The sequence below is a fragment of the Nesterenkonia xinjiangensis genome (genome assembly GCF_013410745.1).
Classification (GTDB): Bacteria; Actinomycetota; Actinomycetes; order Actinomycetales; family Micrococcaceae; genus Nesterenkonia; species Nesterenkonia xinjiangensis.
Genome location: NZ_JACCFY010000001.1, coordinates 43,356 through 65,049, shown reverse-complemented (window position 1 = coordinate 65,049; position 21,694 = coordinate 43,356). Strand labels below are relative to the sequence as shown.

Sequence of the window (21,694 nt, the reverse complement as noted above, 5' to 3'; positions counted from 1 at the left end):
CGACCATGACAGAGCTCGGCCGCACGACGTCGCCCGCACCGGTACTGCCGCACGACAGCGAACCCACCGACCGCCCGCCCGCCCTGCGGCTGAGCGGCCTGGGGAAGCGGTTCGGTGAGAAGCTCGCCGTGGACGGTCTCGACCTGGAGGTCCCTCGAGGGTCGTTCTACGGCTTCGTCGGCCCCAACGGCGCCGGGAAGACCACCACGCTCTCCATGGCCACCGGCCTGCTGCGCCCGGACCACGGCAGAGCGGAGGTCGGCGGCGTCGACGTGTGGGCCCGGCCGCTCCAGGCCAAGCGCAGCATGGGTGTGCTCGCCGACGGGGTGATGCTCTTCAACCGGCTGAGCGGGGAGCAGCTCGTCACCTATGCGGGCCTGTTGCGTGGGATGGACCGGGAGACCGTCGCCGAGCGGACGGCGGACCTGCTGCGCGTGCTCGGCCTCATTGAGGCGGCGGGTCAGCTCGTCGCCGACTATTCGGCCGGCATGACCAAGAAGATCGCGCTGGCCTCCGCGATGATCCATGCTCCGGAGCTGCTCGTCCTGGACGAGCCCTTCGAGGCGGTGGACCCGGTCTCTGCCCGCACCATCCGAGGCCTGCTGGACAGCTACGTGGCCTCCGGTGGCACGGTGATCCTCTCCAGCCACGTGATGGACCTCGTGCAACGGATGTGCTCCCACGTGGGCATCATCGCCGAAGGGCGTCTGCTGGTCTCGGGGACCGTGGAGGAGGTCCGAGACGGCGGTGACCTGGAGAGTCGCTTCGTGGAGCTGATCGGGCTCGAGGGCGGGCACGAGGAGTTGTCATGGTTGCGACTCTGATCCGCCTGAAGCTCGCGCTGGCCGCCAACAGCTTCAGACGCTCCGCCTGGCAGGTCGTCGGCACGCTGTTCATGCTGCTCTACGGGCTGGGCATGACGAGTCTGCTGGTCACCGCTCTGGTGGTGAGCGGGTCTCCTGTCGCCGGCCTGGCGCTGGAGACTCGGCACACCGTCTCCGTGCTGCTCGGTGCTGCCGTGCTGCTGCTCTGGCTGCTGATCCCGCTGTTCCTCACCGGTCGTGACAGTCTGATGGACCCCCGACATTTCGTGACCACAGCGGTGCCTCGACGGTCCCTGGTCACGGGCCTGGTGCTGTGTGGCCTGCTGTCCCTCGGAGCCCTGCTCACGGTGGTGTGGCTGCTCGGCCACGTGCTCTACTGGCGCGCCGAGCCGGCGGCCATGATCACTGCCGCGGCCAGCGCTCCGATACTGCTGGTGACCTTCTCGCTGGTCAGCCAAGCGGTCACCACGACGGCCAGCGCCTGGCTGGACGGACGCCGCTTCCGTGATCTGATGGCGGTCACCGGGCTGGGCCTGGCGATCCTCATCTGGCCGGCGTCCACGCTCCTGCAGGATGCCTTCGGCAGCCTCGCCGAGGCGCTGCCGACGGTCACCCGAGTCATCTCCTACACCCCGCTGGGCGCGGGGACCGCGCTGCCCGGGGACGTCGCGGCCGGCGACTGGGGAGGCTTCCTGATCCACCTGCTCATCCTCGCCGGGACCGCCGGTGCGGCCGTGCTGGTCATCCGCGCCGGTCTGGTCAAGATCACGGAGCGCCCCGGCTCGGCCACAGTCCGCCGCGGAGCCGCCCAGCAGGGTCGCCTGGGGCTGTTCGCCCTCCTGCCGGATCGCCCGTGGGCCGCGGTGGCGGCCCGTGCCCTGACCTATTGGCTGAAGGACCCCCGGTACGGCGGCTCGCTCGTGGTCGTGCCCGGCCTGGTGATCCTCGTGACTGTGATGCACCTGCAGACCGGACAGACCGGCTTCCTCTATGCCCTCGGTCCCTTCTTGGCCTTCACTTTGGGCTTCGCCATCTCTGCGGATGTGGCCTATGACCACACGGCCTTCAGTCTGCACGTGACGTCAGGGGTCCGCGGCATCGATGATCGATTCGGCAGAGCCTTCGCGCTGCTGTTGTTCGCGCTGCCGGCGACCCTGGTGGCCGCGGTGATCCCCGCCCTCATCGCCGGGGCCGCCATGCAGGTGCTGCTCACCACAGGGCTGAGCCTGGGCGCCCTGTTCACCGCGGTCGGCGTCTCGCTGGTCGTCTCCGCCCGGTTCACGTATCCGGTGCCCAGGCCCGGGGAGAGCCCTTTCAAGCAGCCGCAGGGTGCGATGGGGCGGGTGATGGCCGTCCAGCTGCTCTCCATGCTGGCCATCGTCGTGCTGATGATCCCGGAGCTCGCCGGCTGGATCGTCTGGCTGGTCGTCGACATCGCCTGGATCGGGGTGCTGACGGGGATCCTGGCCGTGCTCAAGGGTGCGGCGCTGCTCATCGCGGGGCTGGTCCTGGGCGCCCGCATCTACGACCGCAGCCAGCCCGAGCTGTTCCAGCAGGTCCGGGCCCACGCCTGAGCCCCGTGGTGCCGGGCGCGGGGAGGAGAGAGGGTCGCTGGGGATGGATCAGCATCCCGGCCGTGTGGCGTCGCGATGACTGTGTCAGGGATGGAGCGGTAGAATGACGTCCATGATGGTTCACCAGCACAGCGTCCGCCTGCCCGGCGCGCAGGACCTCCCGTCCGTGCCCACCGTGGCATCCTCCGGCATGCACACGGCAGATCCGGCCTCCGCACCGTCCCCGGGCGGGGCGACCACGATCGAGCGTGAGCACCAGGAGCAGCTGTCCGAGCCGGGCGACCATGAGCGCTTCTCGCACTATGTGAAGAAGGACAGGATCATGGAGTCGGCTCTCGAGGGGGGCGCGGTCGTCGCCCTGTGCGGCAAGGTCTGGATCCCCTCCCGTGATCCGAAGAAGTTTCCGGTCTGCCCCGAGTGCCAGGAGATCTACGAGGGCATCCAGGGTGGCGACGGTGACGGCGGCTCAGCCGGCCGCGGCGGCGGCTTCTTCGGCTTCGGACGCAACCGCTGACCCATCCTGACGACGGCGGGCCCCTCCGCCGCGTGAGCATCTCTGGCCTCAGCCCGGCCCCTGCCTGTGCGGGGGCCGTTCCCTGAGCCCGCGGCAGACCCGGCGTGGGCGGAACCAGACCACCGGACCTCGACCTTCAAGGGTGCATGCACAGCTGTGACTGATTCCTCAGGCGTTCAGACGGAGTCGCTGTTCGACGTCGGCACCGACGTCGGAGCCTCGATGCCACCGGTGTATCCGCACCGAGCCGCTCGTGGCACCGCCCCGAAGCTGCGGCAGTGGCAGCAGGAGGCGCTGGATCTCTACATCCGCAGGTCGCCCAAGGACTTCATGGCCGTGGCGACGCCCGGTGCGGGAAAGACCACCTTCGCCCTGCGCGTGGCGAAGCTGCTGGTGGACTCAGGCGAGATCAACCGCATCTGCGTGGTGGCACCCACCGAGCACCTCAAGCGGCAGTGGGCCGACGCGGCCTCCCGCATCGGTCTGGCGATCGACCCCAACTTCAAGAACTCCGACGGCCGTCATGGCCGGCAGTTCATCGGCGTCGCGGTCACCTACGCCCAGGTGGCGAACAAGCCGGCGCTGCACCGGAACAAGACCGAGGCCGGACGCACTCTGGTGATCCTCGACGAGATCCACCACGCAGGCGACGCGCTCTCCTGGGGTGACGGCATCCGTGAGGCGTTCACCCCGGCGACGCGCCGCCTGGCGCTGACCGGCACACCGTTCCGCTCCGACACCTCTCCGATCCCGTTCGTGGACTACACCGAGGACGCCGACGGTGTACGACGCTCGCAGTCCGACTACTCCTACGGCTACGGCCCGGCGCTGAAGGACAAGGTCGTCCGCCCGGTGGTCTTCATGGCCTATTCGGGGAACATGCGCTGGCGCACCTCCTCCGGAGAGGAGATGGAGGCGCAGCTCGGCGCGGCCGCCACCAAGGACATCACCAATCATGCCTGGCGCACCGCGCTGAATCCGGAGGGCGAGTGGATCCCCTCGGTCCTCTCGGCCGCGCACAAGCGGCTGCTCAACGTCCGGGAGAGAGTGGAGGACGCCGGCGGCCTGGTCATCGCCACCGACCATGAGAGCGCGCGGGCCTACGCCGCGCAGCTGGACCGCCTGACCGGGCAGAAGACCACCATCGTGCTCTCCGACGACAAGGAGGCGTCGCAGCGCATCGAGGACTTCTCCGAGGACGGGTCCCGGATGTGGATGGTGGCGGTGCGGATGGTCTCCGAGGGCGTGGACGTCCCACGGCTGTGCGTGGGCGTGTATGCGACCTCGACGTCGACTCCGTTGTTCTTCGCTCAGGCGATCGGGCGCTTCGTGCGGCGCCGCAACGCCAACGAGGTCGCCAGTGTCTTCCTGCCTTCGGTGCCGGTGCTGACCGCCCTGGCCAATGAGATGGAGGAGGAGCGTGACCACGCCCTGGAGGTCCCGCAGACCGGCGAGGAATCCGAGATCCCGGAGCAGGATCTCCTGGACGAGGCGGAGCAGGAGGACCGTGCCTCCGAGGAGCTCACCAAGGGCAAGTTCGCGGCCCTGCACTCGAATGCCTCCTTCGACAAGGTCCTCTTCGACGGTGACGAGTTCGGACTCGGGGGAGCAGTGGGCTCCGAGGAGGAGATGGACTTTCTGGGGATCCCCGGCCTGCTGGAGCCGGACCAGGTGTCCACGCTGCTCAAGCAGCACCAGGCCCAGCAGCTGAAGCGCCGCCCGGAGGTCGCTCAGGAACGGCCCGCCGACGTGGTGGACCACCGGCAGCTGAAGAAGATTCGCGGCCAGCTGAACACCTCGGTCTCGGCCTATTCGGCGAAGACCGGGATGCACCAGGGCACGGTCCACAACAAGCTGCGCGAGGCCTGCGGCGGTCCGCAGGTCGGACAGGCCACGCAGGCGCAGCTGGAGGCCCGGCTCAAGAAGCTGCAGAACTGGTTCGTGGGCCGGAAGTGAGTCCGGCGCGGTTCGGAGCTTCCGCGGCGCGTCGGCTCAGAGATCCTCGAGGCTGAGTACCTCGACCTCAGCCTCGGCGAACTCCTCCCAGGTCTCGGCGGAGCGTGCGGCATCGACTCCGGCGGTCAGCTCGCGGATGACGCGCACCCGGTAGCCGTTCTCCACGGCGTCGAGCACGGTGGCCCGCACACAATGATCGGTGGCCAGTCCGACGATCGTCACCGTGTCGATCTCCTGATCGGTGAGCCAGGCGTGCAGGTCCAGGGATTCCTCGGCGACCGCGTCGCCGGCGGTCACCTTGGTGCCGTTCTCGCCCTCGAGGGTGCCCACCCGCTCGGGGTCTCCGACCATGCCCTCGAACCCGGAGTATCCGTCGGAGTATTGCCCCTTGAGGAAGCGGGTCTGGATGTGGTCGGTGTCCAAGTCCTCGTGGAGGTCCGCCCCCGGGGTGCCCGCCACACAGTGCACGGGCCAACTGGTGCGGAAGTCGGGGTTCTCGGCGAAGTGGGCGCCGGGGTCGATGTGCCAGTCCTGGGTGGCGACGACGGCGTCGAAGTCCGCGTGGGCCTCCTCCAAGAACTCGCTGATCTCGCCCGCCACATGGGCTCCGCCCTGCACGGCGAGCGTGCCGCCTTCGCAGAAGTCGTGCTGGACGTCGACGATGATCAGGGCCTCGGCCATGGATCTCCTCCTTCAACGGCGCGCGTGGGGTCCTCCACGTGCCCCCACGCTACTGCACCGAAGGCCGGCGGTGCAGCAGCGTGCAGGAGAGTCCCTGGCGTGCTCAGCCGGGGATGGAGATCGACTCCGCGAGGTCGAAGTCCTCGCTGACCAGAGTCATGTTCGCCGTGGCTCCGGCGAAGGTCCCTGCACTCATCGACATCACCACGTTGGCGGCGGGATCGGAGATGTTGCCCACGGCCCAGACCCGCGGGTGGCTGGTGCGCCCGGTGCGGTCCACGGACAGGAACTCACCCATCGGGGTGGCGCTGCGTGCGAGTCCGAGCTCCTCCAGGGGTGCGTCGTGCGGTCGCAGGGCGCCAGCGGTGAAGATCGCGTCCACGGGCACCTCGCGCCCGTCGGCCAGCGCGACGGCGGTCACCGCGCCGCCCTCGCCGTGGACCGCTGTGACGACGGCAGGCTCGATGGCCACGCTCCGGGCACGGAGCCGTCGTGTGGTCTCCTCGGAGAGAGGCTCGGCGCCGGCGCTGAAGAAGGTCAGCCGATCTGTCCACTGGCGCAGCAGCTCGGCCTGATGCAGGGCCATCGGCCCGGCGGCGAGCACGCCCAGGCGCTTGTCGCGGACCTCCCAGCCATGGCAGTAGGGGCAGTGCAGCACAGAGGACCCCCAGTGCTCGGCGAGCCCAGGCACGTCGGGCAGCTCGTCGGTGAGCCCGCCGGCGGCGATCACCGCACGGCCGAGGACCTGGCTTCCGTCCTCGAGGGTGACCGTCAGAGTGACCGGCCCGCTCTCCACGGAGGCTTCGGAGACCCGGGCGACGACGCCGGGCACGAGGTCCGCTCCATAGCTGAGCGCCTCCTGGCGACCGGTGCGCAGCAGCTCGGCGGGATCCAGGCCCTCGTGACCCAGCACCGTGTGCAGGTGCGAGGCGGCCCGGTTCCGGGGTGAGCCGGCGTCGATGATCAGCACCCGACGGCGGGCGCGGCCCAGGGCGACGGCGGCGCTGAGGCCGGCCGGCCCCGCACCGATGACTACTGCGTCGTAGAGCTCGCCTGACTCAGGGCGAGGGTCGGAGGCGCTGACAGTGTGACGGGAGGAGGGGGGAGGAGTGGAGTTCATGCTCCCATCCTCCTCCTGCGAACGGTTCACAGAAAGCGATCTTGCAGAATTGGCAATAATTGGGGAGGCTGGAAGCATCCGCACGCGTCGAAGGAGGGCGAGGCACCGTGATCCGAGAACTCGCGCAGGTGGGGATCCGACTGCGTGGCGCACGCACGGCACGGGGCTGGACCCTGGACCGGCTGGCCCGAGCCTCAGGGGTCTCCACCTCGACGATCTCGCGTCTGGAGTCGGGCAAGCGGCAGGCGAGTCTGGAGCTGCTGCTGCCGCTCACCCGAGAACTGGGCATCGCAGTGGACGACCTGCTGGTCCACGAAGCATCCGACCCCCGAGTCAGCCGCCCCGGATGGCGCGCAGAGGGGATGGAGGTCCAGCCCCTCTCCGAGGAGCGTTCCCCGGTCAACGCCTTCCGGATCACCTATGCGGAGCGGCCCCCGCATGAGCGGCTCCACACCCACCGGGGCTACGAATGGTTCTATGTGACCTCCGGCCGCCTCCGCCTGCAGCTCGGCGAGGAGGAGGTCATCCTCAGCCGCGGGGAGGCCGCGGAGTTCGACACGCTGATCCCCCACGCGTTCAGCGCGGCCGGCCCCGGGGAGGCGGAGATCATCAGCCTCTTCAGCGAGGAGGCCATGGGGCCGCACACCGATCCCGAACAGACGGGCGGGGACGCCGGACGCGTCGACTCCGAGGTCAGCTGAAGATCGTCGGCAGCACCGGCTCGCCGTCCTGCAGGCTGGTCGCAGTGGCCGGAAGCTCGTCCACGGAGGCGCGGTGGCGCCGGCGGGCGCGCTCCACGCCCTCGGCGCCGGTGTGCTCGGCGCGGATCTCCCCGTCGACCACCAGCGGCACCATCAGCTCGCGGTGGCCGTCGGCCTCGAAGGTGGGAGCCCGGCCGATGCCGACCACCTCGGCCTGCGCCACATGGTCGGTGCCGTAGGTGCGTACCGGGTGCTTGACTCCGCCCACGCTGGTCTTGCCCACCGCCGCCTTCGCAACGGGGACCGGGACGCCGTCGTCGTCGGTGCGCTCGACCAGCTTGTAGACCATCGAGGCCGTCGGCGCGCCCGAGCCGGTCACCAGCTGGGTGCCCACGCCGTAGGAGTCCACCGGGGCGGACTGCAGACGTGCGATCGCGTACTCGTCCAGGTCCGAGGTCACGATGATCCGGGTCTCGGTGTTGCCCAGCGAGTCCAGCAGTGTGCGGACCTGATGGGCCTGCTCGATCAGGTCCCCGGAGTCCAGCCGCACCGCGCCCAGCTCCGGTCCGGCGATCTCGACCGCGCGGTGCACGGCGGCCTCGACGTCGTAGGTGTCCACCAGGAGCGACGTGCCTGCGCCGAACGCCTCCACCTGTGCGGCGAAAGCCTGCTCCTCGGAATCGTGGAGCAGGGTGAAGGCGTGCGCGGCGGTGCCGAGAGTGGGCAGCCCCCAACGACGCCCGGCCTCGAGGTTCGAGGTCGCCGAAAACCCGGTGATCACCGCCGCCCGTGCCGCGGCCACCGCCGAGTGCTCCTGCGTGCGGCGCGATCCCATCTCCACACAGGGGCGCTCACCTGCGGCCACCGTCATCCGCGAGGAAGCCGAGGCGATGGCCGAGTCATGGTTGAGCACGGAGAGGACGAAGGTCTCCAGGAGGGTCGCCTCCGCGAAGCTGGCCTCCACGCGCAGCACGGGGGAGTGCGGGAAGAAGACCTCGCCCTCGGCATAGCCGTGGATGCTCCCGCTGAAGCGGTACTCGCGCAGGAAGTCCACGGTGGCGTCATCGACGATCCGGTGATCGGCCAGGAAGTCCAGCTCCGGACCCCCGAAGCGGAAGTCCGCCAGGCCCTCGAGCAGCCGCCCGGTGCCCGCCACGACCCCGTAGCGCCTCCCTGCCGGCAGGCTGCGGGCGAACACCTCGAACACGCAGCGGCGATGCGCCGCCCCCGACCGCAGGGCGGCCTGGACCATGGTCAGCTCGTACTGGTCGGTGAGAAGCGCGGTGGAGGGGCGGGGCGCGGCCGGTGAGAAGCCGCGAGCCTCCGGTCGGAGTGAATGTGTCACGCCCCCCAGCGTAGAATAACCAGCATGAGCTCCGTGGAAGGGTCGACGCTCACCCGTGAGGAGACCGATCTCGAGGCAGAGTTCTCGACGCTCCAGCACGTCCAGCGTCCGTATCAGGTCGTCGTCTGGAACGACCCCGTCAATCTGATGTCCTATGTCGCCTGGGTGTTCCGCAGCTACTTCGGGCACTCTCGGCAGCGGGCGCACCAGCTGATGATGCAGGTCCACGAGCAGGGTCGCGCCGTGGTGGCCACCGGGACCCGCGAACAGGTCGAGCGTCACGTCACCGCCATGCACCACTTCGGGCTGCAGGCCACCCTCGAGGAGGCCTGAACCCATGGCCACCGCCTTCCGCGCGACCTCCCACGGCTATCGCGCCGATCTGGACGCCCATGAGCGCCGTCTGCTGAGCTCGCTCTGCGGCGACGTCATCGACCTGCTGCAGTCGCGGACCGACGAGGTCGCTGAGGACTCCGCGGAGCCCGTGACGGACGAGGATGCCGAGTCGACGCAGCATCTGCGGCAGGACCCCGTCCTCGCCCACTTCAGCGCCGAGCTGGCCGGACTCGGCGGCTCGGAGGTCCTGGACGCCCCGCGGGACGAGGTGCTCGCCCGCCTGCTTCCCGCGGCCTCGCGGGACCCGGAGCAGGCCGGACAGCTGCGGCGCCTCGCCGAGGCCTCCCTGCGTGAGTCCAAGATCGCCGACCTGCGCACCGCACGCATGCTGCTGGAGTCCTCCCCGGTCCAGCTGGCAGAGGACCAGGCGCCGCTGTTCGGCCGTGCCATCAACGACGTGCGCCTGACCCTGGCCACCCGGATGGAGATCCGCACCGAGGAGGATGCCGAGCGGGTGCACCGCGCCGCTGTCTCCGGCCGGGTGAAGAACACCGAGACCTTCATGGCCGAGATCTACACCTTCATCACCTGGCTGCAGGAGACCCTCTTCACCGCCATGGTCGAGTTCCTCCCCGAGGACGAGGACGACGAGGAGGGCAGGGAGTGAAGGCCGCTGCTCCTCATCCCGAGGCGCCCATCGGGATCTTCGACTCTGGGGTCGGCGGGCTGACCGTCGCCCGGGCGGTGCTGGACCAGCTGCCCGGCGAGTCGGTGCTCTACATCGGGGACACCGCGCACGGGCCCTACGGCCCGCTGCCCATCGCGAAGGTCCGGGCGCAGTCCCTGGGCGTCATGGACGAGCTCGTGGACTCGGGGGTCAAGGCCCTGGTCATCGCCTGCAACTCCGCCTCCTCTGCCGTGCTCCGGGACGCACGGGAGCGGTACACGGCGCGCTACGGGATCCCCGTGGTGGAGGTCATCCAGCCGGCGGTGCGGCGTGCCGTGGCGGCGACCCGCTCCGGACGGATCGGCGTCATCGGCACGGCCGCCACGGTGGGCTCCCGCGCCTACGAGGACACCTTCGCCGCGGCCCCGCAGCTCCACGTCACCTCGGCGGCCTGTCCACGATTCGTGGAGTTCGTGGAACGCGGGATCACCGCCTCGCCCGAACTGATCGCCGCCGCCGAGGAGTACACCGCTCCGCTGCGTGAGCAGGAGGTGGACACCCTGGTGCTGGGCTGCACCCACTACCCGCTGCTGACCGGGGTGCTCTCCTATGTCATGGGCGACTCGGTCACCCTGGTCTCCTCAGCCGAGGAGACCGCCAAGGACCTCTTCGCCGCGCTCACCCGACATGGGCTGCTGCGTGACGCCGACGCCTCGGTCGGGGAGCACATCTTCCTCTCCACCGGGCCCGCCGACTCGTTCCGTCGGCTGGCCCGCCGATTCCTGGGACCCGAGGTCGCGGAGGTGCGGCAGCTCGACCATGTGACGGAGACCTACCCCACCGGTGTGATTCCACAGATCACCGACGCTATGCTGGCCGGTGCGACCGCGCCGTCGACGTCATCGCCACCGGCTGCATCGGTGCCGCGCGCCGCCGCTGGCGGAGAGACGACCTGAGGGGACTGGGCAGGACATGGAACTGACGATCATCGGATGCAGCGGCTCGTTCCCCGGGCCCGAGTCGCCGGCATCGTGCTACATGCTCAGCGCGGAGCATGAGGGGCGCACCTGGCGGATCATCCTCGACCTCGGCAACGGCGCGCTGGGCAAGCTCCAGCAGCACATCGCGCTGGAGGACCTCGACGCGGTCTGCCTGAGCCACCTGCACCCCGACCACTACATGGACCTCTGCGGACTCCACGTGGCGATCCGCTGGCGTCCCGGCGGCTGGCCCGGCAAGCACCTGCCGGTCTTCGGACCGATCTACACCGACCAGCGCATCGCCAACGCCTACGGCATGGAACCGGACCCGGGCATGCACCCGGACTTCGACTTCTGCAGCTGGAACCCCTGGCAGGCCGAACAGATCGGGCCCTTCACCATCACTCCGGTCCCGGTGCGGCATCCCATCGACGAGGCCTACGCGCTGCGGGTGCAGGTCTCCGGCGAGGACGGCCGACTGCGCACCTTGACCTATTCCGGGGACACCGACGCCTGTGACAATCTCGTCGAGGCCGCCCGGGGTGCCGACCTCTTCCTCTGCGAGGCCGCCTTCGAGGACGGCCGGGACGACCACATCGAAGGAGTGCACCTCAACGGCCACCGTGCCGGCGAGATGGCCACCGCCGCAGGCGTCGGGCGGCTGCTGCTGACCCACATCCCGGTGTGGACCTCCCAGCGGATCCTCCTGGAGCACGCCCGCGGCACGTTCACCGGTGACATCGCGGTAGCTGTCGGGGGAGTGACCTACCGGGTCGGGCCCTCCGGAGACGCCGCACCCCAGACCTCGCCGGCACCCGCCGTCGTCGTCGCATCCGACCACCCCGAGAGGACCGTGAGAGCACAGCGTGACTGAGAACCTCCAGCGAGCCGATGGACGTGCCCCCGACCAGCTGCGCGAGGTGAGGATCACCCGCGGATGGTCCGAGCACGCCGAAGGCTCGGCGCTCATCGAGTTCGGCGGCACCCGGGTGCTGTGCACAGCCTCCTTCGAGTCCAACGTCCCGCGCTGGCTCAAGGGCCGTGGCACCGGCTGGGTCACCGCCGAGTACGCCATGCTTCCCCGAGCCACCAACACCCGCTCCTCCCGCGAATCCGTGAAGGGGAAGATCGGGGGCCGCACCCACGAGATCTCCCGGCTGATCGGCCGTTCGCTGCGCGCCGTGGTGGACACCGCCGCCCTGGGGGAGAACATGATCACCCTGGACTGTGACGTCCTGCAGGCCGACGGCGGCACACGCACCGCGGCCGTCACCGGCGCCTACGTGGCGCTCGCCGACGCCGTCGCCTGGGCCCGGGAGCAGGGCCATGTGGCTCGCCGCGCCGAGGTGCTCACCGACTCGGTGGCAGCCGTCTCCGTGGGGATCCTGCTCAACGGCACCCCGGTGCTGGACCTCCCGTACTCGGAGGATTCCACCGCCGAGACCGACATGAACGTGGTCGCCACCGGGGCAGGAGAGTTCGTCGAGGTGCAGGGCACCGCGGAGGGTGCCCCCTTCCGCCGAGACGAGCTCGACGCGCTGCTCGACCTCGCGCTCGCCGGCACCGCGCAGCTGACGCGGCTCCAGCAGGAGGCTCTGGCCTCGTGACCTCCGCCGCCCGTGACGCCCAGATCGTGCTGGCCACCCGCAACGCCGGGAAGGTCCGTGAGTTCCGCGCCCTGCTGGCCGGGGCCCCCGCGCTCGGAGACCTGGACTTGGACGTCGCCGTCGTCGACGCCGCCACCGCCGGCTGCGCCGAGGTGCCGGAGACCGGAGTGACCTTCGAGGAGAACGCGCTGCTGAAGGCCCATGCTGTGGCCGCCGAGACCGGTCTGCCTGCGGTGGCCGATGACTCCGGTCTGGCGGTGGAGGTCCTCGGCGGAGCTCCAGGCATCTTCTCCGCCCGCTGGGCCGGCGCGGACGCCACCGACGCCCGCAACCTGGAGCTGCTGCTCGAGCAGCTGGCCGACATCGCCCCCGCGCACCGCGGCGCGGCCTTCGTCTGCGCCGCCGCGCTCGTCCTGCCCGACGGCCGCGAGGTCACCCGGCTGGGCCGGCTGGAGGGCACGCTGCTGACCGCACCCCGTGGCGACGGGGGATTCGGCTACGACCCGATCCTGCGGCCGGTGGGGGAGACCCGCAGCTGTGCGGAGCTCACCATGGAGGAGAAGAACGCCATCTCCCACCGTGGCCAGGCCTTCGCTGCCCTTCGCGATGAGATCGTCGAGGTCCTGCAGGGAGCACGCGAACGGTGAGCCTGAACTTCACCGCGGTGGACTTCGAGACGGCCAACGGGTTCCGCGGTTCGCCCTGTTCGGTGGGTCTGGTGCGGATTCGCGACGGCGTGGAGGTGGCCAGCCACTACACCGAACTGCGCCCCCCGGTGGGCTTCGACCGCTTCGACCCGAAGAACGTCGCCGTGCACGGGCTCTCCCCGGAGGCCGTCGCCGTGGCACCGCGCTTCTCCGAGGCGTTCGCGGACATCGAGGCGTTCATCGGCACCGACACCCTGGTGGCGCACAATGCCGCCTTCGACGTCGAGGTCTTCCAGGCCGCCCTCGAGGTCAGCGGGATGGACTCCCCAGGGCTGCGCTGCTGGTGCTCCGTGCAGCTGTCGAGGGTCGTCTACGATCTGCCCTCCCACGCGCTGCCGAAGTCCGCGGCCGAGGCCGGGCACACGCTCGGCCGCCATCACCATGCCCTGGAGGACGCACGGGCCTGCGCGGCGATCGTCTGCGACATCTCTGCTCGGCAGGGGATCGTCGAGCTGGACGAGCTCTTCCTCTCCTGCAGCCTCGAGCCCCTGCATCTGCCGGCCTGGACCGGATCCCCGGAGGAGCCCTCCCGGGCCACCGCCCAGGTGCGCGCGATGGGGCCGATCTTCGACTCGCGGGTCCGGACGGTCCCCGACGAGGCGCTGCCGGATCTGCTGCGCTGGCAGGACGAAGGCCGCAACCTCCCGCCCTCCGAGGGCGCGGACCCGGCCCATCCGCTCCATGGGGAGCAGGTGGTCTTCACCGGGAGTCTGAGCATTCCGCGCCCCGAGGCCAAACGTCTGGTGGCCGCCCATGGCGGGCAGACCACCTCCCGGGTCACCGCGGGGACGACTCTGCTGGTGGTCGGCGACGGCTACCGCTCGACGGAGTCCACTGAGCAGGTCCCGCTGCAGACCAACAAGTCCCGGGACGCCCTCCGGCGCCGGCGGCAGGGGCAGGCGCTGCAGGTGCTCGCCGAGGAGGAGTTCCGTGAGCTGCTGGGAGAGTCCTGGCCCGCGACCGCAGGTCCGCCGCCGACCGCCGCCGTCCGACTCACACCGGGGCTGTGACGCGCTGCCAGGGCGTCAGCAGGGCGGCCTGCAGGGTCGCCTCGAGCTCGTCCGGAAGGGCGGTGACGTCGGGCTGCTGACCGCCCGCGGCCCGCACCTGGGCCAGCACCGCGGCGGCGGTGACCTCGTCGGCATCGGTCATGATGTCTCGCGCCTGCGCGAGCGCCGCCCGGACCGCCGCCGGACCGGGTTCCTCCTGGGCGCCGAGTCCACGCACCGTCGCGACGAGCCGAGCTGCGTCGGCATGGAGCCGGGGATGGCCCTGGGTCAGGGCCAGCGCCTGTTCCGTCCAGCGCAGCAGCATGGAGTCCTCCACGTAGGGGACCAGCGCCAGCGGCACCAGCCGCAGCAGACCGGAAGGGTCGGCGCACTCCGGCTGCGCCGGTGAGGAGGGGTAGGCCATCTCTCCGGTGGCCAGTCCCCGGCGGGAGACCTCTCCGCTGTCCGGCATCAGTGCCAGCGTCGGAGACCGGCCGTTCAGCAGCTCGGCCAGCGCCCGGTCGGTGGCGCGGGCCGGCGGCTCGGGGGCGCCCTCCGGGAAGGAGCCGGTCAGCAGCCGATGCCAGCGCAGCGAGGCCAGCCAGAGGCAGGCCAGCGGGTCGGCGGCCACACCCTGCCGGGTCCAGTCCAGCAGCTCCAGCAGACCATCGGCGAGGCACACCTGGTGCAGGGCCTCGGCGTGCAGCCTGGGGCCGGAGTCGCCGGCGGCCAGGGCGGCGCCGAGACCGGCGCGGAGCACCGGAGCGAAGCGGGTGATCAGTCGGGCGTCGGAGAAGCCATCGGGGGCCGGAGGTCTGAGGGAGGGATCGTCGGGGGTCACGCCCATACTGTAACCAGTCCGTCCTGCTGCCGCTGACCCGCCCGGTGGCCGCTGCCGCGCGCGTGCCCTGCTGCGCGTCTGCCGGCACGCGTCACCGCCTGCCGATACCGTGGAGCCATGCGATGGCTCCACACCTCCGACTGGCATCTGGGACGCGGCTTCCACGGCACCTCTCTGGTCGACGCCCAGCAGGAGATGCTGGACACCGTCTGCCGGACGGTCGAGGACCAGCGGGTGGGCGTGGTCCTCGTCGCCGGAGACGTCTACGATCGCGCCCTGCCCCCGGAATGGGCGGTGAGCATGCTGGAGCGCTGCCTGCTGCGGCTCGCCGACGCCGGGGTCACCGTCATCATCACCTCCGGAAACCATGACTCCGCCCAGCGGCTGGGATTCGGGCGTGGCCTGATGGCGGCCTCGGGCGTCCACCTGCGCACCTCCCTGGAGGACGCCTGGACCCCGGTGACGCTCGACGACGGCGAGGAGGTCGTCCTGGTCTACGGGGTGCCCTATCTGGAGCCGCAGCTCTATGCCTCACGCCTGGGTCTCGGGCGGGTCAGCCACACCGCGCTCATGGAGGAGGTCATCAGGAGGATCCAGGCGGACGTCGACCGCCGCCGCCAGGACATCCGCCCCGGAGCGACGCTGCGGACCGTCCTGATGGCCCACCTGTTCGCAGCCCACGGGGTGGGTTCCGACTCGGAGCGGGCCATCGGCGTCGAGGCACCCTCAGGGGAGCCCATGGAGCACTCGGAGGAGAGCTCCGGCGGTCTCGCCGTGGTCCCGCTGTCCCTGTTCGAGGGCTTCGACTACACCGCGCTGGGACACCTGCACGGTCGGCAGCGTCTGGCCCCGCAGGTCCGCTACAGCGGCTCGCCGCTGCGCTACTCCTTCTCCGAGGCGCGGCAGGCCAAGGGCGCCTGGCTCTGGGACAGCACGGACTGGTCCGCGATCACCGGACTGGACTGGCACATCGGCCGAGACCTCGCCCAGCTGCGCGGCGCGCTCGAGGAGATCCTGGACGAGTCCACCGTCAGGCGCCACTGCGAGGACTTCGTCCAGGTCACCGTCACCGACGCCGTGCGCCCTGAGCGCGCATTCCAGCGTGTCCAGGAGGCCTATCCGCACCTGGCGACCTTCGCCCACCGTCCCCCGCAGGAACCCGGCGCCGCGGCCGGCTACGCCGAGGCCCTGCATCAGGCGGAGACGCCGGGGCAGGTGGTGGACTCCTTCCTCGAGCACGTCCGCGGACGTGGGCCGGGGGAGGAGGAGCAGGAGATCCTCATCGAGGCGCTGGCCGCGGTGCGCGTGGACCTGGCCCGCACCGGAGGCCCCGCTCCGGAGGAGGGGACGTCATGAGGCTCCATCGGCTGCGGCTGACCGCCTTCGGCCCGTTCCCCGGGACCGAGGAGATCGACTTCGACGCCCTGAGCGCCGACGGGCTGTTCCTGCTGCACGGCCGCACCGGCTCCGGCAAGACGACGGTGCTCGACGCCGTCACCTTCGCGCTCTACGGCGACGTGCCGGGTCAGCGTGACGTGGCAGGGCTCCACAGTCACCTCGCGCCCCCGGAGCGCGAGCCCAGCGTGGAGCTGGAGTTCACCCAGTCGGACCGGCGCTGGCTGATCCGCCGCACCCCTCCGCATCGGCGGCCGAGTCGTCGGGCGAAGACCGGCTTCGTCGCGCAGAACCAGACCGTGCTGCTCCAGGTCCACGACGGCGAGCAGTGGCGGGAGGTCACCAGCGGGGTGCAGGCCGCCTCCAAGGAGATCCAGGACATCCTGCCGCTGGACCGCCATCAGTTCACCAAGGTTATCCTGCTGCCGCAGGGCGAGTTCGCCCAGTTCCTGCACGCGAACAGCATGGAGAAGCAGAAGCTCCTGCAGAAGCTCTTCGACACCACTCTGTTCCAGAGTTTGGAGGCCGAGCTCAACGACCGGGCCAAGCAGCTGCGCGAACGGATCGCCCGGGCCGAGCACCGCGTGGAGGTCACCGCCGACGGCGTCCGCTCCCAGGCGCAGGCCATGCTGAAGCCGGCGCTGGGGGAGGACCTCTCGCGCTTCACTGCGGTGCCTCCGGGGGAACTGGGCGAGGCCCTGGAGCTTCTCGCTGATTGGCTGGCTCGGGACCTGGCGCGCAGCGTGGAGACCGCCGCCGCCGAGGAAGGGGCTGCGCGTGACCGCGCAGAGGTGCTCCGCCGACGTCGGACCCTGCTGCAGGGGCTCGCTGCCCACGAGGAGCGACGTGCCGCCCATGAGGCTCGGCGCGAGGCGGTGCAGCAGCACCGCACCGAGCTCACCCGGCATCAGCAGGCCACGGAGATCCGCCACTGGTTTGTCAACGCCGAGCGCCTCGAACATGAGGCCGGCACGCGGCGCGACCACGCCGCAGAACAGATCGTCGCGCTGCGGGCGACGCTCGGCGCACAACAGGATGTCGACACCGACGGGACGGCGGCCGCCGCGCTGGTGTCCGCTGACGGAACCCCGGATCCGCAGCCGCTCCGGGTGCTGCTCGATGAGCTGGCGCAGCTGCGCGGAGCCCTCCAGGAGCAGGACGCCGCGCGGCTGGAACGGCGGCGACGCGAGGTCGACGACGAGCTGACCCTCGCCCGGCGTCGGGTCGGCGAACAGCAGGAGATCTGCCGCAGGCTCGACGAGGAGATCACCGGGATCGCCGAAGGTGAGCAGAAGCTCGCCGCAGCCTGGCAAGACGTCGAGGAGCTCGAGCACCGGAGCAGGGTCCTGGAAGGATTCCTGAGGTTGCACCGGCGCCGTGCCGAGCTGGCGGGTCAGCTGGATCAGCGCCGCGGCCGTGCCGACAAAGCCCGGGCCGCGGCGCTGGAGGCTGAACGCACCGAGCAGTCGGCCGACGCCCGCAGGCGCCGGCTCCTCGCCGGGCACCTGAGCACGGTGGCACGCCGCCTCGCCGCAGACCTGGTCTCCGGAGAGCCCTGCCTGGTCTGCGGCTCCACCGATCATCCCGATCCCGCGAGAGGCGCCGATCAGGAGGCCTCTGAGGAGCCAGCGCGGGAGGTCGGTGAGGAGGACGTCGAGCAGGCCACCGAACACCTCCATGACGCCGCCCGCGCCCGCGCCCGGGCGGACTCCGCGTTCGAGGCCGCCCGCGAAGCGGTCCGGGAGCTCGAGGAGGACCTGTCCGAGCTCGCCCGGCAGCTCCGGGAAGCAGGCGGCGCCGACCCCGACCCTGCCGACCCCGCCCCCGCGACGCGCGTGGAGGTGTGCGCGGGCGAGGCGCTCGTGGAGACTGCCGCCGCCGAGCTCGAGGACGCGCAGCGGCGGCATGACATGGCGGAGCAGAGTCTGCGGGACCAGCGCCGACGGGAGGCGGACCTCGCGCGGCTCCGCGAGGAGCTCGCCGCCGCGCGGCGCGGCCGTCTCGCCGGGGGCCATGCTCTCGAGCGGGCCGAGGCTGAGGTGGATCGACTGACCCACGAGATCACCACGTCGGACGTGCTCCTCACCCGGCTGCGCGGCTCTCACCCCGACGTCGGAGCACGCCTGACCGCGCTCGAGCTCCTCGAGACCCGGTGCCGGGAGGCCGAGACGGTCCTCAACCGGTGGCGGGACGCTGAGGGGTCGGCCCGGGCGGCTCGCGAGTCTGCCCGCCAGCATCTGCAGGACTCGCCGGTGGCCGCTGAGGAGGAGCTCGACTCCGCTCTCCTGGACGACGCCGCCGTGCACGACCATCAGAAGATGATCCAGGCGTGGAACAGGGAGGAACAGCGGCTGGGTCTTGCGGAGGAGTCTCAGGACATCGTGGCGGCCCACGCCCTCCGCGAGGAGGAGCCGACGCTCCCCGAGGAGGTCACAGTCCGGGCCGCCGAGCAGCACGCCGAGGCTGCGGACGCACGTCATCACCAGGCACAGAGCGCCCGCGACCGTTTCGAGGACCGACGACGCGCCGCGGGCGAGGCCTGTCTGCGGATGACCGCGGCGCTGCGGGCCCGGGACGGAGAGCTGGCTGAGCACCGTCGGCTCGCGGAGCTCGCCTCCACCCTCAACGGTGCCGGTCCGGACAATCCTCGCCGCATGACGCTGACCAGCTACGTGCTCGCCGGCCGGCTGGAGAGGGTCGCGTCCGCCGCGACCCGACACCTGCAGACCATGTCGGAAGGGCGTTATCAGCTGCTCCACGATGATGCCGAGGGCACGGGACGGCGTCACGGGCTGGAGCTGAAGGTCCATGATGAGCACAGTGACCATGAGCGACCCACCTCGTCGCTCTCGGGCGGGGAGACGTTCATGGCCTCCCTGGCGATGGCTCTGGGACTGGCTGAAGTGGTGCAGTCCGAAGCCGGGGGAGTGGGACTGGAGAGCCTCTTCATCGATGAGGGCTTCGGTTCACTGGACGAGGAGAGCCTGGACCACGTGATGGCCGCCCTGCACCGTCTCCAGGGCGAAGGGCGGCGGGTCGGGGTCGTCAGCCACGTGACAGAGATGCACCGGGCGATCCCCACTCAGCTGCAGGTCATCCGACGGCGCACCGGCTCCACTGTCAGCATGCTGATCCCCGGTGCCATAGACTCCCCGCAACACTCTGCGGAGGACACGCTCAGCGTTCCCTGAACGAGGTCGTCCCGTGGGCGGCCCTCGCTCGCGGAATGTGTGTCGGGGCCAGGCCGCGCGGCGGCCGCAGCATCAGGCCGGTGCAGCGGCTCGTGTCGTGACGAGAGGGAGGCAGGATGTACCGGGTGGCACCGTCGAGATGGCTCAGCGGTGCCGCGCGCGCACCGGCCGCGCTGCTTCCCGTCGGGATGCTCTTCGCCGCGACCGGCGCCGGCTCCCTCACCGTCACGGCCCTGATGACCAGCTTCGCCCTGATCGGACTCGCCCTCTCGGTGCCCTGCGCCGGCGCCGCGGCTGATCGGTTCGGTCAACGGGCGGTGCTGCTGGCCACTGCCGGGCTCCATGTGATCCTGTTGGTGCTGATCCTGGCGGTCATCCCCGCGGTGAACCCCGGACCGGGCCAGGAGCCTTCGTGGACGCTGCTCGCCGCTGCCCTGGTCTTCTCGTTCGCCGCCGGTCTGACCGCACCGGCGGTGAGCGCCATGAACCGAGTGCGAGGCTGGCACCTTCATCGCCACCGGCCCGAGCGAGGCATCGCTGCCGGCCCGTGGATGCGTCGGGAAGCGTCTGTGGACGACCTGCTGCTGGTTCTCTCTCCGCTGCTGGTCGGACTGCTCAGCGGATCGCTCGGAGCGGGGGCGGGACTCATGGTCGCCGCGCTCCTCGGCGCGCTGGCGGTGCCCGCCTATGCGATGGAACCGATCGCCGCAGAGCTTGACGCCACACATGAGACCACGCGCCCGGACGAGGACGGTCCCCTGGAGCCGCTGCGAGTGCCGCTGACGGCAGTGGAGCACGGCCAGCAGATGGTCATCGAGGCCAGGGGCTTCGCCCCGGAACACCCGGGAGAGCCCACTCACCCTGTGGGTCCCGGAGGACGTGCCGGCAGCTCCTCCCTGGCGGGGGCGCCGGCGGTGAGCCTCGGACTGGGGATCGTCGCGGGCGGCTCAGCGATCGTGGCGCTGATCATCGCCCAGGACGTGCACCGCCCGGGTGCGGCAGGCCTGCTGCTGGGGTGCTGCGGCGCGGCCGGGATGCTGAGCTCCCGCTGGCTTCCCGCTCGATTCACCGCCCTGGACGTGCCAAGGCGTCGGCGGCTCTTCGCCGTGCTCCTGGCCTGGTGGGCGGCGCTTCTGGCGGCGGTGGTCGCAACGATCCTGGCCCAGCAGGGCGGCCTGCCAGGCCTGGTCCTCTCCGCGGTGATGTTCCTGGGGGTCGGAGTCTCCCTGGGTGTGCTGGTCGTGGAGGTCTATCGTGTCGTGGCCCGTCGTGCGCCCACCGCGGACCTGGTCTCCACGCTGAGCACCGTCGCGGGGGCGCTGCTGGTGGGTCTGGTGCTGGGGCTCAGCGCCGCCGGTCTGGTGGCCGAGCATGCGGGCCGCCCCTGGGCGGCCGCGGTCGTCGTCGGCGGTGCGCTGGTGCCGGCCATGCTGACGCTGCGGCCGCAGCGGTCCGCACCGCCCGTTCAGGGGAGGGCATCGAGGACGGAGTCCTTGTAGATCCGGGAGGTCAGCACATTGACGTGGGTGCGGCCCGCGATCTCCACGAACCGTGCCGCAGCACCGGTGCGGCGGACCAGCTGCGCCAGGTGCGAAGCACCCACAGCGATCTCGTCCTTCTCCCCGGCGACCACCAGAGTCGGGACCGCAGGCACCGCAGCGGCGAAATCGAAGGGCTCCTGGGCGAGGCTGAGCAGCAACTCCACCACATGGGGCAGGTTCTGGTCCGGCATCGCCGCGGCCACCGTGACCACAGCGCGGGTCAGCCCGTCCCGCGGAGGAGTCCCCTCCCGCGCCCAGCGGCGGGCCGCGTCGGAGTCCAGCCCGGAGAGCCGGTCCGAGGCCGGCGAGCCGCCCATCACCAGCAGGGCCAACAGCTCCGGGTTCGCGGCGGCGAACTGCCAAGCCAGCCGGGAACCGAGGGAATACCCGTGGACGGTGACAGGAGTCGTGGACACGCCGGCCTGGAGATGATCGACGAGCAGAGTGCGCAGATCGACCAGCAGGTCCTCGGCACGCACCCCAGCCGGGTCCACTTCGGCGGAGGTGCCGTGCCCCGGCAGGTCCACGGCCAGGATGCTGCGCCCGTGCTCGGCCAGCGGCTCGAGCCACCCGGTCTTCACCCAGTTGAACAGCACGTTGGACCCGTAGCCGTGGATCAGCACCACAGGTGCGGGGGCGGCGTCGGCGCCGCGCCACAGATGGGCGGTGAGCCCGGACGGAGTGCGGAAGGTCTCCGGAGCGGGGTGATATAGGCGTCTCACGGG

General features: G+C 71.0%; 20 protein-coding genes. 15 read left to right on the top strand and 5 right to left on the bottom strand.

The genetic code is table 11. The annotated features are described in order from the left end of the window. Positions 1-5: 5 nt before the first annotated feature. From HNR09_RS00325 to HNR09_RS00310, 4 genes are all read left to right on the top strand, one after another. The gene (locus tag HNR09_RS00325) at positions 6-824 is read left to right on the top strand and encodes an ABC transporter ATP-binding protein (protein ID WP_179540237.1); all 819 of its coding nucleotides are present in this window, start codon (positions 6-8) and stop codon (positions 822-824) included. Next, positions 809-2,398, top strand: a complete 1,590-nt coding sequence (locus HNR09_RS00320; protein WP_179540236.1) for a transporter — start codon at positions 809-811, stop codon at positions 2,396-2,398. Before HNR09_RS00325 ends, HNR09_RS00320 begins: the two co-directional genes overlap by 16 nt. Before the next feature lie 112 nt (positions 2,399-2,510). After that, positions 2,511-2,912: a DUF3039 domain-containing protein gene (locus HNR09_RS00315; RefSeq protein WP_378938879.1), complete on the top strand. Its 402-nt coding sequence runs from the start codon at positions 2,511-2,513 to the stop codon at positions 2,910-2,912. 222 nt (positions 2,913-3,134) lie between these two features. Beyond that, on the top strand, positions 3,135-4,868 hold the full coding sequence (locus HNR09_RS00310; RefSeq protein ID WP_179542921.1) for a DEAD/DEAH box helicase: 1,734 nt from the start codon (positions 3,135-3,137) through the stop codon (positions 4,866-4,868). 36 nt (positions 4,869-4,904) lie between these two features. On the opposite strand, the gene HNR09_RS00305 is transcribed toward HNR09_RS00310, so the two are convergent. Continuing rightward, positions 4,905-5,549, bottom strand: coding sequence for an isochorismatase family protein (locus tag HNR09_RS00305; protein WP_179540235.1), 645 nt, complete (start codon positions 5,547-5,549; stop codon positions 4,905-4,907). Positions 5,550-5,652: 103 nt separating this feature from the next. Continuing rightward, positions 5,653-6,669, bottom strand: a complete 1,017-nt coding sequence (locus HNR09_RS00300; protein ID WP_179540234.1) for an NAD(P)/FAD-dependent oxidoreductase — start codon at positions 6,667-6,669, stop codon at positions 5,653-5,655. 107 nt (positions 6,670-6,776) lie between these two features. On the opposite strand from HNR09_RS00300, the gene HNR09_RS00295 reads away from it, so the two are divergent. Next, a complete protein-coding gene (locus tag HNR09_RS00295) occupies positions 6,777-7,370 on the top strand; it encodes a cupin domain-containing protein (RefSeq protein WP_179540233.1) in 594 nt (197 codons plus the stop codon). On the opposite strand, the gene HNR09_RS00290 is transcribed toward HNR09_RS00295, so the two are convergent. After that, a complete protein-coding gene (locus tag HNR09_RS00290) occupies positions 7,363-8,715 on the bottom strand; it encodes a nicotinate phosphoribosyltransferase (protein WP_343047382.1) in 1,353 nt (450 codons plus the stop codon). The genes HNR09_RS00295 and HNR09_RS00290 overlap by 8 nt on opposite strands. A gap of 24 nt (positions 8,716-8,739) precedes the next feature. On the opposite strand from HNR09_RS00290, the gene clpS reads away from it, so the two are divergent. Genes clpS through HNR09_RS00260 form a run of 7 tightly spaced genes read left to right on the top strand, consistent with a single transcriptional unit; the run spans position 8,740 to position 14,022 of the window. Continuing rightward, positions 8,740-9,048, top strand: coding sequence for an ATP-dependent Clp protease adapter ClpS (gene clpS, locus HNR09_RS15910; protein WP_218881851.1), 309 nt, complete (start codon positions 8,740-8,742; stop codon positions 9,046-9,048). Positions 9,049-9,052: 4 nt separating this feature from the next. Further along, complete coding sequence (locus HNR09_RS00285) at positions 9,053-9,718, top strand: DUF2017 family protein (protein ID WP_179540231.1); 666 nt, start codon at positions 9,053-9,055, stop codon at positions 9,716-9,718. After that, positions 9,715-10,674: a glutamate racemase gene (gene murI / locus HNR09_RS00280; protein WP_179540230.1), complete on the top strand. Its 960-nt coding sequence runs from the start codon at positions 9,715-9,717 to the stop codon at positions 10,672-10,674. Before HNR09_RS00285 ends, murI begins: the two co-directional genes overlap by 4 nt. 16 nt (positions 10,675-10,690) lie before the next feature. Beyond that, positions 10,691-11,572 (top strand): MBL fold metallo-hydrolase, encoded by an 882-nt coding sequence (locus HNR09_RS00275; protein WP_179540229.1) that lies wholly within the window; start codon positions 10,691-10,693, stop codon positions 11,570-11,572. Then, positions 11,565-12,305, top strand: coding sequence for a ribonuclease PH (gene rph, locus HNR09_RS00270; protein WP_179540228.1), 741 nt, complete (start codon positions 11,565-11,567; stop codon positions 12,303-12,305). Before HNR09_RS00275 ends, rph begins: the two co-directional genes overlap by 8 nt. Then, complete coding sequence (gene rdgB, locus HNR09_RS00265) at positions 12,302-12,952, top strand: RdgB/HAM1 family non-canonical purine NTP pyrophosphatase (RefSeq protein WP_179540227.1); 651 nt, start codon at positions 12,302-12,304, stop codon at positions 12,950-12,952. Before rph ends, rdgB begins: the two co-directional genes overlap by 4 nt. Further along, complete coding sequence (locus HNR09_RS00260; RefSeq protein WP_179540226.1) at positions 12,949-14,022, top strand: exonuclease domain-containing protein; 1,074 nt, start codon at positions 12,949-12,951, stop codon at positions 14,020-14,022. Before rdgB ends, HNR09_RS00260 begins: the two co-directional genes overlap by 4 nt. Here HNR09_RS00260 and HNR09_RS00255 read toward each other — a convergent pair. Beyond that, positions 14,006-14,842: an ADP-ribosylglycohydrolase family protein gene (locus tag HNR09_RS00255; protein WP_179540225.1), complete on the bottom strand. Its 837-nt coding sequence runs from the start codon at positions 14,840-14,842 to the stop codon at positions 14,006-14,008. The genes HNR09_RS00260 and HNR09_RS00255 overlap by 17 nt on opposite strands. 117 nt (positions 14,843-14,959) lie before the next feature. Here HNR09_RS00255 and HNR09_RS00250 point away from each other — a divergent pair, with 117 nt between their 5' ends. From HNR09_RS00250 to HNR09_RS00240, 3 genes are all read left to right on the top strand, one after another. Next, positions 14,960-16,198, top strand: a complete 1,239-nt coding sequence (locus HNR09_RS00250; protein WP_179540224.1) for an exonuclease SbcCD subunit D — start codon at positions 14,960-14,962, stop codon at positions 16,196-16,198. Then, positions 16,195-19,428 (top strand): AAA family ATPase, encoded by a 3,234-nt coding sequence (locus HNR09_RS00245; protein WP_179540223.1) that lies wholly within the window; start codon positions 16,195-16,197, stop codon positions 19,426-19,428. Before HNR09_RS00250 ends, HNR09_RS00245 begins: the two co-directional genes overlap by 4 nt. Positions 19,429-19,553: 125 nt before the next feature. Next, positions 19,554-20,927, top strand: a complete 1,374-nt coding sequence (locus HNR09_RS00240; protein ID WP_179540222.1) for a hypothetical protein — start codon at positions 19,554-19,556, stop codon at positions 20,925-20,927. Here the strand turns inward: HNR09_RS00240 and HNR09_RS00235 are convergent. Then, positions 20,894-21,691 (bottom strand): alpha/beta fold hydrolase, encoded by a 798-nt coding sequence (locus HNR09_RS00235; protein ID WP_179540221.1) that lies wholly within the window; start codon positions 21,689-21,691, stop codon positions 20,894-20,896. The genes HNR09_RS00240 and HNR09_RS00235 overlap by 34 nt on opposite strands. Positions 21,692-21,694: the final 3 nt, after the last annotated feature.